At 58.8% G+C, this 13,227-nt stretch carries 14 protein-coding genes; 2 read left to right on the top strand and 12 right to left on the bottom strand.

Translation table 11 applies throughout. The annotated features are described in order from the left end of the window. Window positions 1–130 precede the first annotated feature (130 nt). Together GMET_RS09735 and GMET_RS09740 are read left to right on the top strand one after the other, a co-directional pair. Window positions 131–1,099: a Tim44 domain-containing protein gene (locus GMET_RS09735; RefSeq protein ID WP_004511916.1), complete on the top strand. Its 969-nt coding sequence runs from the start codon at window positions 131–133 to the stop codon at window positions 1,097–1,099. A gap of 159 nt (window positions 1,100–1,258) precedes the next feature. Continuing rightward, on the top strand, window positions 1,259–1,756 hold the full coding sequence (locus tag GMET_RS09740; protein WP_004511915.1) for a ferritin-like domain-containing protein: 498 nt from the start codon (window positions 1,259–1,261) through the stop codon (window positions 1,754–1,756). 90 nt (window positions 1,757–1,846) lie between these two features. Here GMET_RS09740 and cydB read toward each other — a convergent pair whose 3' ends face one another. From cydB to GMET_RS09800, 12 genes are all read right to left on the bottom strand, one after another. Continuing rightward, complete coding sequence (gene cydB, locus GMET_RS09745; RefSeq protein ID WP_004511914.1) at window positions 1,847–2,875, bottom strand: cytochrome d ubiquinol oxidase subunit II; 1,029 nt, start codon at window positions 2,873–2,875, stop codon at window positions 1,847–1,849. A gap of 1 nt (window position 2,876) precedes the next feature. Beyond that, window positions 2,877–4,229 (bottom strand): cytochrome ubiquinol oxidase subunit I, encoded by a 1,353-nt coding sequence (locus GMET_RS09750; protein ID WP_004511913.1) that lies wholly within the window; start codon window positions 4,227–4,229, stop codon window positions 2,877–2,879. A 156-nt stretch (window positions 4,230–4,385) separates the two neighbouring features. Further along, entirely contained in the window at window positions 4,386–4,793 is a 408-nt protein-coding gene (locus tag GMET_RS09755; RefSeq protein WP_004511912.1) for an RrF2 family transcriptional regulator, read from the bottom strand. 83 nt (window positions 4,794–4,876) lie between these two features. After that, a complete protein-coding gene (locus GMET_RS09760; protein WP_004511911.1) occupies window positions 4,877–6,157 on the bottom strand; it encodes a tetratricopeptide repeat protein in 1,281 nt (426 codons plus the stop codon). Between the two features lie 6 nt (window positions 6,158–6,163). Continuing rightward, window positions 6,164–6,457, bottom strand: a complete 294-nt coding sequence (locus GMET_RS09765) for a J domain-containing protein (protein WP_004511910.1) — start codon at window positions 6,455–6,457, stop codon at window positions 6,164–6,166. Window positions 6,458–6,532: 75 nt separating this feature from the next. Beyond that, on the bottom strand, window positions 6,533–8,410 hold the full coding sequence (gene dxs, locus GMET_RS09770; protein WP_004511909.1) for a 1-deoxy-D-xylulose-5-phosphate synthase: 1,878 nt from the start codon (window positions 8,408–8,410) through the stop codon (window positions 6,533–6,535). Next, window positions 8,410–9,303 (bottom strand): polyprenyl synthetase family protein, encoded by an 894-nt coding sequence (locus tag GMET_RS09775; protein WP_004511908.1) that lies wholly within the window; start codon window positions 9,301–9,303, stop codon window positions 8,410–8,412. Before GMET_RS09775 ends, dxs begins: the two co-directional genes overlap by 1 nt. Window positions 9,304–9,347: 44 nt before the next feature. After that, window positions 9,348–9,578: an exodeoxyribonuclease VII small subunit gene (locus GMET_RS09780; RefSeq protein ID WP_004511907.1), complete on the bottom strand. Its 231-nt coding sequence runs from the start codon at window positions 9,576–9,578 to the stop codon at window positions 9,348–9,350. A gap of 54 nt (window positions 9,579–9,632) precedes the next feature. Then, window positions 9,633–10,310: a YkgJ family cysteine cluster protein gene (locus GMET_RS09785; protein WP_004511906.1), complete on the bottom strand. Its 678-nt coding sequence runs from the start codon at window positions 10,308–10,310 to the stop codon at window positions 9,633–9,635. Window positions 10,311–10,372: 62 nt separating this feature from the next. Next, complete coding sequence (gene pyrE, locus GMET_RS09790; RefSeq protein ID WP_004511905.1) at window positions 10,373–10,921, bottom strand: orotate phosphoribosyltransferase; 549 nt, start codon at window positions 10,919–10,921, stop codon at window positions 10,373–10,375. A 17-nt stretch (window positions 10,922–10,938) separates the two neighbouring features. Continuing rightward, a complete protein-coding gene (gene purF / locus GMET_RS09795) occupies window positions 10,939–12,339 on the bottom strand; it encodes an amidophosphoribosyltransferase (protein ID WP_004511904.1) in 1,401 nt (466 codons plus the stop codon). A 59-nt stretch (window positions 12,340–12,398) separates the two neighbouring features. Continuing rightward, the gene (locus GMET_RS09800; protein ID WP_004511903.1) at window positions 12,399–13,226 is read right to left on the bottom strand and encodes a phosphoribosylformylglycinamidine synthase subunit PurQ; all 828 of its coding nucleotides are present in this window, start codon (window positions 13,224–13,226) and stop codon (window positions 12,399–12,401) included. Window position 13,227: the final 1 nt, after the last annotated feature.

A 13,227-nucleotide genomic window follows, 5' to 3' on the forward strand; every position in this document is an offset into this window, starting at 1 on the left:
CGTGAATTTTGGCATATCCTTGTACACTGTCAGCTAAGTATGTGTCAACTACGAGCTTTTTCAAATTCCTTTGAAATTGTTACCGTTTGCATTACAATTTGTCGACTCATACCCACGAAAGGTGGAACCAATGAAGAAACAATGGATTACCACGATCTTTACCCTCACCTTTGCCGTCTCCCTTGTGGCGGCGGCGTACCATGAAGCCGAGGCCCGCGCCGGCGGCGGCCGCTCCTTCGGCAGTCGCGGCTCCCGCACATACAGTGCCCCGTCCCGCACGGTAAACCCCTATCAATCGCGACCACAGGCGTCTCCGACTTCGCCCCAGCAGCCCTTCCCCCAAGCCCAGCCCCAGCGGCAGGGTGGAAGCTTCCTCAGGGGGCTCGCCGGCGGCGTTCTCGGCGGACTCCTGGGGGGGATGCTCTTCCGGAGTCTTGGTTTCGCCGGCCCCGGCGCCGGCGGCATCGGCATCTTCGATATTCTCCTGATCGGCGGCGTCCTATACCTGATCTACCGTTTCGTCGCCTCCCGGCGCCGCGAAACTGCCCAAACCTCCGGATACGGCGCCCAACAGACCTGGCGACAGGCAGAAAGCGTTGAGCCTCCTCCCCGGCAGTACGGCTTCGGCCAGACGGCACAAGCCGCGCCTGTGGATGAAACCAGTTTCGGCCTTGCCCATGTCCGCCAGATGGATGGTTCCTTCGATGAGAACCGCTTCAAGGAAACTGCCCAGGATATTTTCTTTCGTGTCCAAGGGGCGTGGACACGGCGCGACCTGTCGCCGGTAGCCGATCTCCTTACGCCGGAAATGCAGGTAACATTCCGGCAGCAGATCGATGAGCTCAAGGCTGCGGGCACCATAAACCGACTGGAAAACATTTCCGTGCGGGAAGTAAATATAACCGAGGCATGGCAGGAAGAAGGAAGGGACTATCTCACGGTTCGTTTACTGGCAAGCATCCTCGACTACACCACCGACGAATCGGGGAAAGTTGTTTCCGGAAGCGACTCTGCGCCAGTTAAGTTCGAGGAATACTGGACATTCTCCCGCCCGGTTGGCCCGAACCCATGGAAGCTGTCAGCGATTCAGCAGGCGTAAATCGGCTGTAAACCACACAAAGCATTCGAGCAGTTTCTGAGCCGCCGGGAAACCATTTCCCGGCGGCTTTTTCGATCCGGCAACCATTTGACATTTCACGATTATCCGATACGTTTTATCCCGTAAGAACCCGCATACTTAACCTCAAGGAGGCAGGGAATGTTCGAAGAGATCGACGTACAGGACGCCATCAAAAAATCGCTCCAGACCGAAAAAAACGCCATGAATTTTTACCAGCTCGGCGCGACCCGCATGAAAAACAAGGACGCCATCAGGGTATTCGAACTCCTTGCAAAGGAGGAACGGGAGCACGCCGGCCATTTCTACAAAATCTACAAAGGGATCGACATTCCCGATTTTGATGAGTTCATGGATGCGCCCCCTGACCAAGAATCGACATGGATGGCCGCCATGACCAAAACCGTCAACTCCGACTTCACCGAGCAGAAAGCCCTGGAGCTGGCCATGCACAAGGAGAAAAAGCTGGAACACACCCTCCGGGAGACTGCCGGTAAAATCAAGGATGAAAACGTTCGTGCCATTTTCGAGCTGAATGCCCGTGAAACCCACAACCATTATGAAATGATCGAATCGGAGTATGCCCGGATCATGGCCATGGTGCATGAATCGGATATGGACATTTATGTACGGGAATGAGTCGGCTGCCGGTATGTCGGTAGTGAGCAAAAAAAGAGAGCCCGTAATTACGGGCTCTTTCAATTTCATACGCGTTTGGAGAAAGGCGGGTCAGTAAGCGTGCTTGTCCTCCAGTACCTCCGCTTCGGTGACGGGAGCCCTGAATATCCGGTAAACCCATATCTTGTAGGCAATGACGATCGGTACAAAGATGAATGCCACGACGGTCATGATCTTCAGGGTGTATGGGCTCGATGATGAATTGAAGATGGTGAGGCTGTAGGCCGGGTCGAGGCTCGACGGAATAAGGTTCGGGAAGAGCCCCGCAACGCCTGTTGCCACCACGGCAAGCACCGTCACGCAGGACGATGCGAAGGCGGTGAGCATCGCCCCCCTGGCCGAGAAGAGCCGCATCCCGATGAGAGCCGCAACGGCCACAAGCGGAACCACAAAGAGCAGCGGATGAGCCAGGTAATTGTCGAAAAGCTTGGTGGCGAACTTCGTGTAGGCAAGAAACGCTACCGCCACCACCAGCAGGGCCGGCCAGGTCTTGTCGGCAACCCCCTTGGCCCGGGCTCTCAGGTCGCCCACGGTCTTCACCGACAGCCAGAGGGCACCGTGAACCGTGAAGAGGAGCACGAACAGGACGCCGGTCAGAAGCCCATAGGGGTTGAGGAGCGACAGAAACGACCCCTGATAGCCGGCGGCGTCCATGGGAAGCCCCTTGAAGATGTTGCCGAAGGCCACGCCGAAAAGGAGCGCCGGCAGGAAGCTGGATACCTGGATCGCCACGTCCCACGCCTTTTTCCACCCCTCCCCTTCAAGCTTGCCGCGAAACTCGAACGATACCCCGCGAACTATCAGCGAGAAGAGCAGGAGCAGCAGCGCCGTGTAGAGGTAACTGAACATGAGCGCATAGGTGGTGGGAAATGCCGCGAAGGTGGCGCCGCCCGCGGTGATGAGCCAGACTTCGTTACCGTCCCACACCGGACCGATGGTATTGATGAGGACCCGCTTCTCGCCGTCGGTGCGGGGCAGCACATTGTGGAGGATTCCGGTGCCGAAGACGAATCCGTCGAGCATGAAGTAGACCGCCCAGAGAACTCCCCAGAGCACGAACCAGATAATCTGCAGTTCCATGTTATGCCTCCCTTACCGTCGCCGGTTTGATGATGCCGGAAAGATCGTCGTCAGGCCCCTTGCGGGCGTACTTTGCCAGGAGATAGATATCGATGGCACCCAGCAGACCATAGAGGAGTGTGAATCCCACCAGCGAACCGATCACCTGGGGCGATGTTACCGCCTTGGAAACCGCATCGGACGTCTTCAGCACCCCGTACACGATCCAGGGCTGCCGCCCCATTTCGGCGACGACCCATCCCAGTTGGGCGGCGATGTAAGGAAGCGGCAGAGCCAGCACCATGAGCCGCAAAAAGAGGGTCTTGTTTTCAAGGTTCTTCATCCGCGAGAGGATCACGGCGGCAAGAGAAACCAGGGCCGTGAAGGTGCCCATCCCCACCATGAGGCGGAAACTCCAGAAGGTGGGCTGTACCGGCGGCCTGAGCTCCTTCGGGAAGTCCTTCAACCCCTTGATCTCGGCGGTTGGGTCATGGAAAGCGAGCATGCTCACCATGTTCGGGATACACAAACGCTCTATGGCGTTACACTCATTTTCCGGATCGGGAAGGAGAAACAGGTTCATGCCGGCACCCTTCTGGGTCTCCCATACCGATTCCATGGCCGCGAACTTGGTGGGCTGGGTCTTGGCAATTTCCACCGCATGGAAATCGCCTGAACCGAAAACAAGCAACGCGGAGACCAAGCTGAAAACAGATCCCATCTTGAAGGATCGGACAAAAAAGTCGACCCGGCTCTTGCGGAGCAGGTGCCATGCGGAAATCCCCATCACGAAGAAGGCCGCCACCATGTAGCCGGAACCGACCGTGTGAACGAACTTGATGAGGCCGTAGGGGTTGGTGATGACGGCTATGATGTCCACCATTTCGGCACGGCCATTACGGAGCACATAGCCCACCGGTTTCTGCATCCAGCCGTTGGCCAGGAGAATCCAGAGGGCCGAGAGGTTGGTGGCGATGGCCACCAGCCAGATGCTGACCGCGTGGGCAGTCTTCGATATTTTGTTCCACCCGAAGATCCAGACGCCGATGAAGACTGACTCCAGGAAGAAGGCCACGGTTGCTTCAATGGCAAGCGGCGCGCCGAAAATATCCCCGACGTAGCGGGAATACTCGGCCCAGTTCATGCCGAACTGGAACTCCTGGGTAATGCCGGTGACGACCCCCAGAGCAAAGTTGATCAGAAACAACTTCCCCCAGAATTTGGTCATCTTGAGGTAGGTCTCGTCTCCCGTGCGCACATACCTGGTTTCCATGTACGCCGTGAGGATGGAGAGGCCAAGGGTGAGGGGCACGAAGATGAAATGGAACATTGTCGTTGCTGCGAACTGGAGCCTGCTGAGGGTTAGTACGTCCATCCGTCGTTACCTCCTGGTAGAGTGGAGTGCGTGTATGGGCAGTATCGGCCGGTAGAAAGCCTCAATTTGTTTCGTAACCATAAACACAATTTTCTGATTATTATACCATACAGGACTAAATTTATCCTGTATGGGGGCAAAAAAATTTTGTGTTATCTACTTGTGCGTGGCAAGATCTTCAATGGTGACTCCGTCGAGAACCTCCACGACCCGTTGCTGCACTTGCCTCCAGACCGGATGGACGCCGCAGGTGCTGTCCCGTTCACAGGTCCCTGAACCGATCAGGCAGCGATTTGGCAAAATAGGCCCTTCCACCGCCTCCACCACTTCGCGCAGAGTGATCCTGGAGGCGGAACGACCAAGCATGAACCCCCCCCCTGCCCCCCGGAACGACTGAACGATGCCGATCTTGGCGAAACTCTGCAGTATCTTGGCCAGAAACGTCTGCGGAACATCGGTTGCCTCGGCGATCTCGCTGATGAGCGCCACTTTCCCCGGCGGCAACTGGGCCAGATGAATTATTCCCCTGATTGCGTATTCGCCTTTTCGTGTAAGCTCCATCATAAATAGCACCTATAAGACCAATTTAGTCTTTTTATACCTAAAGCTTTCAGACCTGTCAATATATTTTCTCGCACATAAATTACTTATCCCTGCTTCTCGCCTCCATACTCACGCTTCATGTATTCCAGCCATTCGCCGAAAACACCATCATAGTCCAGCCCCAGATCGGCAAGTCCCCTGTTGATCGCCTCGCCGACTGGCAACCCCTCCCCTATATATGTCAGGATTCCCCTCACTCGATACCACCCGTATGAGGAAACCATGAAATTCACCACCGCGTAACTCTCCTCATAGGCAAGGCGCACCTCGCTGCTTCCCAGGGAGGTGAACCCATTTTCGAGTTTTCGCAAAGGAAGGTACCCGCCAGTCCTGATCGCCCGCCCCAGTTCCGTCAAGGGAGGATTCAACTCCTGTCTCCCCTGGAGTTCCGCAAGCCCCTCATTCAGCCAGACAGGACAGTTGCCCCTGGACAGGTCACGTACGACCGCATGGGTGTATTCATGGCGCAGCGTTGCCCGCAAATCCGGCGTTATCTCGACCAGACCTCCTATGGGTATGCGGATCTTGCCGTCGTAGAGCCCCCCCGACCAGTTGGGGGAGCGGGTCACTTCCCGGTAATCCCGTTTCGTATAGAGAATGACCGGCACCCTGGCCTCGGGAAAGTAGCCGAGATCGGTGCCGACACTGTTGTAGGCGGTTTCAAGCACATCAAGCACATCGAGGGCGATGCCGGTCTTCACTTCCCCCGCGTCGTAGGAAACGATAAAACGGGAACTGTGGCCACGCTCCATGCGGGTTTCAACGGCCTGTTCGCGGCGCATCCTTTCCAGCAACTTTGCGAGCGAGGGATCCGATGGCGCCAGGGCTGCCGCTTTCTCCCAGTTCTGGAGGGCCTCGTCCGTTTCGCCCTCCTCATAGTGAATCCGGCCCAGGAAATAAAGACCCTCGGCAGTTTCTCCCCCCAGGTTTCGAGCCTGCTGAAGTTCATGGCGAGCCAGGGGGAAATTCTTTGCCAGGGTAAAGGCGATGCCGCGAAGGAGATGATACCGGGGCTCATCGGGAAAAAGCACCAGGGCCTTCTCGAACTGCCCCGCCGCGTCGGCATAGGACTTCCTGTCCAGGAGCCTCTGCCCCTGAAGGGCATAGGCCGTGGCAAGGTTCCCCTTCAGGATTGGATCCGATGAGTATAGGCTGTACGCCTTTTCCAGCTGTTCGATGGCTTTTTCGATCTCACCCCGTTCGATGAGATCGACACCGTACTTGTTATGGAGAAAGGGATCGGCTGCGGCAACCGGGGAGAGAAGAGGTTCTCCCGCGCAAAGGAGGCAGAGAATCACAAGGATGCAGGCCGGCAGGTTTCTCATCGATATCTATTTCGAGCCCCAGAGCGGGGTATTCGCGAACTGCATCCGAAGCCGTTCCTCGGGGTTTTGTTCGTAGAACTCTTCCTCCGCAAAGGAAAAGCGGTAGTTTTCGGCATACTCGCGGAGAATCCCGTAGGCGGCGTTCACAAGGCGTATCTGCTCGGCATCGCCCTCCTCTCCCGCAGAGTCGGGGTGGTGGCGGCGCACAAGCTCCCGGTGCCTGGCCTTGATCTCCCGCAACGTGACGCGGTCGGGAAGGCCGAAGATTTCAAGGGCTCTGACGAGATTGGCATATCGCATCGCGGATACTCCATGATCGCTGAATTCGCTCGTGACTCGCAAGTAAGAAAAAAGCCGGGGAATCCCCGGCTTCGTTTATCCCTTCATGAATGTTCTGACCCGAGCCGTTATTCCCGGGGCGTCGAGGCCATACTGGGCCCTCAGTTCATGCTGCTCCCCCTGCTCCACGTACCGGTCCGGGTATCCCAGGCGGAGAACCTTGACCCCATTGATTCCTTCCTCTTCGAGAAGTTCCAGCACCGCCGTGCCGAAGCCTCCCTGGATGACGTTCTCCTCAACGATGATGAGCCTGCCGGTGGTTCGGGCCAAGCTGAGGATCAGGTCCCGGTCGAGGGGTTTCACGAAGCGGGCATTCACGACGGCGAGGTCGATTCCTTCGGCGGCCAAGGCTTCAGCTGCCTCACGGGCCGGGTAGACGGTGGAACCGATGGCAAGGAGGGCACCGTCCAGACCTTCCCTCAGGATCTCTCCCTTCCCAATGGGAAGGACGCTGCAGGTCTGGTCCAGGGAAACCCCGTAACCGTTACCCCGGGGATAGCGGACGGCCGCCGGTCCGTCGTGCTCGATGGCGGTCAAGAGCAGGTGCTGAAGCTCGTTTTCGTCCTTGGGTGCCATGACCACCATATTGGGGAGATGGCGCAGGTACGCAAGATCGAAAAGTCCATGGTGGGTCGGACCGTCGCTCCCCACCACCCCGGCACGGTCAATGGCGAAGGTAACCGGAAGATTCTGGAGGCAGACGTCGTGGAAGACCTGGTCGTAGGCCCGCTGCAGGAACGACGAATAGACGGCAAAGACCGGCCGGTATCCTTCGGCGGCGAGCCCTGCGGCAAAGGTGACCCCATGCTGTTCGGCTATACCCACGTCGAAGAACCGCGTGGGATAGTCGGCGGCAAAGGGGGTAAGCCCGGTGCCGTCGGGCATGGCCGCAGTCAGGGCGATGACCCGCTCGTCCTCGGCGGCGATTTTTCTGATGGCCTCGCCAAAGACGCCGGTGTAAGAGGCTGCGCCCCCCTTCCCCTTGATGACCTTGCCGGTTTCCAGCTCAAAGGGGCCAACGCCGTGGAAGAGCGCCGGTTTTTCTTCGGCGGGAGGATACCCCCTCCCTTTCTTGGTCAGGACATGGATCAGGACCGCGTCGTCAAAGCGCTTCACCTTCTCGAAGGTCTCCATGAGTCGGGCCGTGTCGTGGCCGTCGATGGGGCCGATGTACTCGAACCCGAAGGCCTCGAAGAGCATGCCGGGGGTGAAGAGCCCCTTGAGGGACTCCTCTGCCCGCTTGGCCACCTTCAGAACCCCGTGGCCGATGCGGTCGAGTCCGCCGAGGAACCCTTCCAGGTCCTTCTTCATGGTATGGACGAATTCGCTGGTGACGGTCCGGTTCAAGAAATTCGACAGGGCTCCCACGTTCTCGGCAATGGACATCTCGTTGTCGTTCAGGACCACGACCAGATCCTTGTTCAGGTGCCCGGCGTTATTGAGCCCTTCGTAGGCGAGGCCGCCGGTCATGGAGCCGTCGCCGATGACGGCCACCACCTTGTTCCGCTCCCCCCGCAGGTCCCGGGCAACGGCAAAACCCAGGGCAGCAGAGATGGAGGTAGAGGTGTGCCCTGTGTCGAAGGCATCATGGGAGGACTCGCACCGTTTGGGAAACCCGCTGATTCCGCCAAGGGTGCGGAGCGTGGCGAACCGGTCGCGCCGGCCCGTGAGCAGCTTGTGGGCATAGGCCTGGTGCCCCACGTCCCAGATGATCTTGTCGGCCGGAGAATCGAAGACTCTATGGAGCGCCAGGGTCAACTCGACCACCCCGAGGCTTGGAGCCAGGTGTCCGCCGTTCCTGGCGCAGACGGTAATGATTTTCTCCCGCAACTCCGCGGCAAGCTGTGCAAGCTCCCGCTGGGTGACCCCCTTCAGGTCGCAGGGGGATTCGATGGTGTCGAGAATTGCTGTCATTACGATTTCCGGGATACGATGTAACGGGCGATCTCCCGCAGGGGTTCCGCTTTCTCGCCGAAGGGGGAAAGGGCTTCGAGGGCCAGATCCACCAACTCCTGGGCGCGGCGTTTGGAATCGGCAAGCCCCATGACCGCCGGATAGGTGGCTTTCCCCCGGGCTTCGTCGCTCCCCGCATCCTTGCCGATCTGCTCGGTGGTACCCTCGATGTCAAGGATGTCATCGGCAATCTGGAACGCAAGGCCGATGGCCTCGCCGTAACGGGTCATGGCCGCAAGGGCGTCCCCTTCCGCTCCGCCGAGTATTGCGCCCGCCTTGACCGAAGCCTTCATGAGGGCGCCGGTCTTGTGGGTGTGTATGTACTGGACCGTGGCCAGATCGATATCCTTTTTCCCCTCGCTCTCCATGTCGACTACTTGGCCGCCGACCATCCCCCGGGAACCGGCACAGATGCCAATCTCGTGGATAACCGGAAGAATACGGGCATGTCCGGCCTTTGCGGCGTATTCGGGAGAGCTCATGAGGATGAACGCTTCCGTAAGGAGCGCATCACCGGCAAGGATGGCGATTGCCTCGCCGAAAACCTTGTGGTTTGTGGGACGTCCGCGGCGGAAATCGTCGTCGTCCATTGCGGGGAGATCGTCGTGGATGAGGGAATAGGTGTGGATCATCTCCATGGCGCACGCAGCGGGAAGCGCCAAGTCCGGAGTTCCTCCCACCGCCTCACAGGCGGCGAGCATCAGAACCGGCCGAATCCGTTTCCCCCCTGCGAAAACCGAATAGCGCATGGCGCGATGAACGGAAACGGGAAGGTCCCCCTCACCGGGCAGGGAGCGTTCAAGAGCTTCATCAACAATGGCACAGCGTTCTTTGAGATAGTTTTTAAGGTCCATGGGAACTCGCTTTGCGTGATATTGTAAATCAGTAATCGCTTGTTTCAGTCATCCTCGAGCCGGAACGGCTCCTTGGCAAAACTGCCGTCCTTCTTTTTGAGCAGTATTTCCACCTTCTTTTCCGCTTCATCCAGCTTTTTCGTGCAGAAAGCAGCCATCTTGACTCCCTCCTCGAAAGCCTTGAGGGAGTCGTCCAGGGACAGTTCACCACTTTCCAGCCGGTTCACCACGTCTTCCAGTTTCTTGAGGGCAGTCTCGAACTTCTCTACGGCCATGGGCATCCTTTCCGACAAAAAAGAAGGTTTATTATACTGATTAGCCAAGCTGCGTCAAGGAGTTACACTAAAGCCGGCAGCAAACCGATGCCAGTCGAAGCGAGTGAAGTCGATGAGGAGGGCGGTCGGGATAAAGGTGTCCAATTCCCGGAACTCCTGTCCCAGGAGCCGTTCCGAGAAGTGCCGAAAGAGGCGGACCTCCTCCCGGAATATCTTCGTGAACTCCCCCCGAAGCCCTGCATCGGCCAAGGGGTCTCCGCCAACGTAGTTGAGAGTGCACCACTCATCGTGGAGCACCTCCCCCGTCAGGTCCACGAGGGGCAGGCCATGGAGCCGGCAGGTCATGGGACGGAACCCGTAGACGAGGCATCTGCCGTCCGCCCCCAGAAGCGGGCAGGGAGTCTCGTCGTCATCGGGCATGAGAAGTTCCCATTCCTCCTCGGGGCGGTAGTTGAGCATATAGGGGTGAGCGAACTCGGGCCAGAGCCGCAGGAGGCCCGCAAGGCGTTTCCGGCACTTGACGAGCACCTGTTCACGCGTAAACGCGTCGAGCCGGTCAAAACCTTCTTTCAGGAGCGCCGCATCGAGAAGCGTGATGTCGAAGAGCCCCCGACAGCACTCGGAACACCCTTCAGCGCAGCGGATGTGTTCGCCTGAACGGGCAATGCAGCGGCTGAACCAATGATCTACTTCAGAGAGCAGTCTGCGGTATTCGTCGAGAACCTCGTTCATATCTCCTCAAAAAAAGAAGGCGGGAAACTCCCGCCTTCTCTGCGCAATGCACTAATCGTTTTTCAGGCCACAAGCTGAGACTTGGTAAAAATGCTTCTCAGCCAGACCCCTTCCGCCTCGATGTTCTCGCGGCCCCCCTCCTCACGGTCCACGAGGGCGACGATGCCGAGCACGACCAGCCCTTCCTCTTCGGCCCGCCGGACTGCTTTCATGGAAGAACCGCCGGTGGTGACCACGTCCTCCACGATAACGACCCGAGCCCCGGGGGGGAGGTTCTTGCGCCCTTCGAGCCACTGGCCGGTGCCGTGCCCCTTGGGCTCCTTGCGGATAATGAAGGCGTGCATGGGGCGTCCGTCCAGAAACGCCGCAATGGAGGTGGCGGTGGCGATGGGATCGGCCCCCAGGGTGATCCCCCCTACCCCCTGGACATTTTCCACGTCCTTGATGGCTTCATAGAAGAGCTTGCCGACCAGGAGCCCCCCCTCGGCATGGAGGGTAGTCTGCTTGCCGTCAAAGTAGAAGTCGCTCTCGCGGCCCGAAGCGAGGGTAACCTTCCGTTTTTCATAGGAGAGTTCAATAATTATCTGTTTCAAGCGCTCCCGGTCAGTCATGGTCGAATCTGCTCCTTTCAGAAGAGGTCCAGCTGGGGCGCAGCCGCCAGCTTAGGGAATGTGATGGGGTAGTTGCCGGAGAAGCAAGCCTTGCAAAAGGGATTCTCACCGGCCCCCACTGCCTTCAGCAGCCCCTCCTCCGACAGGTAGCCGAGGGAATCGGCGGTGATGTACCGGCGGATTTCCTCGATGGTGTGGGACGAGGAGATGAGTTCCTTCCGGGTGGGGGTATCGATGCCGTAGTAGCAGGGGTAGCTGGTAGGGGGGGAGGAAATCCGGACATGAACTTCCTTCGCGCCGGCGTTGCGCACCATCTTGACGATCTTGCGGGAGGTGGTGCCGCGGACGATGGAGTCGTCGATGACCACGACCCGTTTTCCCTCCAGGATCTCGCGCACCGGGTTCAGCTTGATCTTGACCCCGAAGTGGCGGATCGACTGCTGGGGTTCGATGAAGGTCCGGCCGATGTAGTGGTTGCGGATCAGTCCCAGTTCGAAGGGAAGCCCCGCCTCCTGGGCATAGCCCAGGGCCGCCGGCACCCCCGAATCGGGAACCGGGATCACGATATCGGCATCCACCTGGTGCTCCCGGGCCAGTTGCCGACCGAAATCCTTGCGGACCATATAGACGTTTTTTCCGAAGATGTAGGAATCGGGACGGGCGAAATAGACGAATTCGAAGATGCAGGGGGCTGCCTCGGACTTCTTGAGGGGGAAATGGGAGGTGATGCCGTCCTTGGTGATGACGATGACCTCTCCTGGCTCCACCTCGCGGATGAATTCGGCCTCGATGAGGTCCAGGGCACAGCTCTCCGAGGCGACCACCCAGCCGTCACCGAGCTTGCCGAGACAGAGGGGCCGGAATCCCTGGGGATCGCGGGCAGCCACCATGCGGGTCTCGGTCAGGAAGAGGAGGCAGTAGGCCCCTTTCAGGCGGCCGAGGGCCTCGGCGATGCGGTCTTCAAGGGCGTTCTGCTTGGAGGAGGCCAGGAGGTGCAGGATCACCTCGGTGTCCATAGTGGTCTGGAAGATGGAGCCCCACGCTTCCAGCTCGTCCTTGACCATCTGGGCGTTTACCAGGTTGCCGTTGTGGGCCACGGCAATGGAGCCCCGGGAATAATCGACCTTGATGGGCTGGACGTTCTTGGTGACCGAGTCGCCGGTGGTAGAGTAGCGGACGTGCCCAATGGCCGCCTCACCCGGGAGGTTGCGGAAAATCGCCTGGTCGCCGAAAACATCGGCCACCAGCCCCATGCTCCGGTGGACGTGGAGGCTCCGTCCGTCCGAGGAAACAATGCCGCAGGCTTCCTGCCCCCGGTGCTGGAGGGCGTAAAGTCCGAGGTAGGTCAGGTTTGCCGCCTCGGGATGTCCATAAATTCCAAAAATGCCGCACTCTTCCGTAGGTCTGTAAAGCTTCATTCCGTCTCCATGCACGAAATAAGCGGCTGCACGGTGGCAGCCGCCTGGTTTCAGCGGTCTTACAGCAAGTTTAGTTTGACATACTCGGCAGCGTTCTTGAAGAGGACAAGGCCGTCCCCTTCTTCGGGAAGCTCCTCGCGGGTCCAGCGGGGATGCTGGGTCCGGTGGACGAAGGCCTCGGGGTGGGGCATCATCCCCATGAGGCGGCCGGTCCCGTCGCAAAGGGCCGCAATGGCGTTCACCGACCCGTTGGGGTTCAAGGGGAATTCCATGGTGGGGGCGTCGTAGGCGGCGTCGGAATATTTGAAAACAGCCAGATGTTTTTCCTCGATGGCGGCAAGGGTGGCCGGGCCGTCGACGACAAACTTCCCTTCACCGTGACGCATCGGCAGGTACAGCCCCTTTGCTACCCCCTTCGTGTAGACCGAGGGAGATGTTGGATCCACCTTGAGATAGACCCAGCGGTCCTGGAAGCGGCCACAGTCGTTGAAAGTCAGCGTCGCGGTTTGTTTGAGATAGGCGCCGTCTAGGGCCGGCAGAAGCCCCATCTTCACCATGAGCTGAAAGCCGTTGCAGACCCCGAGGATCAGCTTCCCCGCCTCGATGAATCGGGTTAACTGATCGATGAGATGTTCGGCCAGATCGTTCACCTTGGCGTACCGGAAACGGTTGGCCTGGGCCTTGGCGCTCCCCAGATCGTCGCCGTCCAGGAAACCGCCGGTGAGGTTGATGAAGTGGAAATCGTCCAACCGAATATCCCCGGACAGGAGGTCGGAGATGTGGGCAATGACCGCCTCGTCGAAGCCGCCGAGCCGGCAGGCGTGGGCCGCCTCCGTCTCGCAGTTGGTACCGTTACCGGTTATGACTAGTGCACGTGCTTTTGCCATG

The sequence above is a fragment of the Geobacter metallireducens GS-15 genome (genome assembly GCF_000012925.1).
GTDB classification, from domain to species: domain Bacteria; phylum Desulfobacterota; class Desulfuromonadia; order Geobacterales; family Geobacteraceae; genus Geobacter; species Geobacter metallireducens.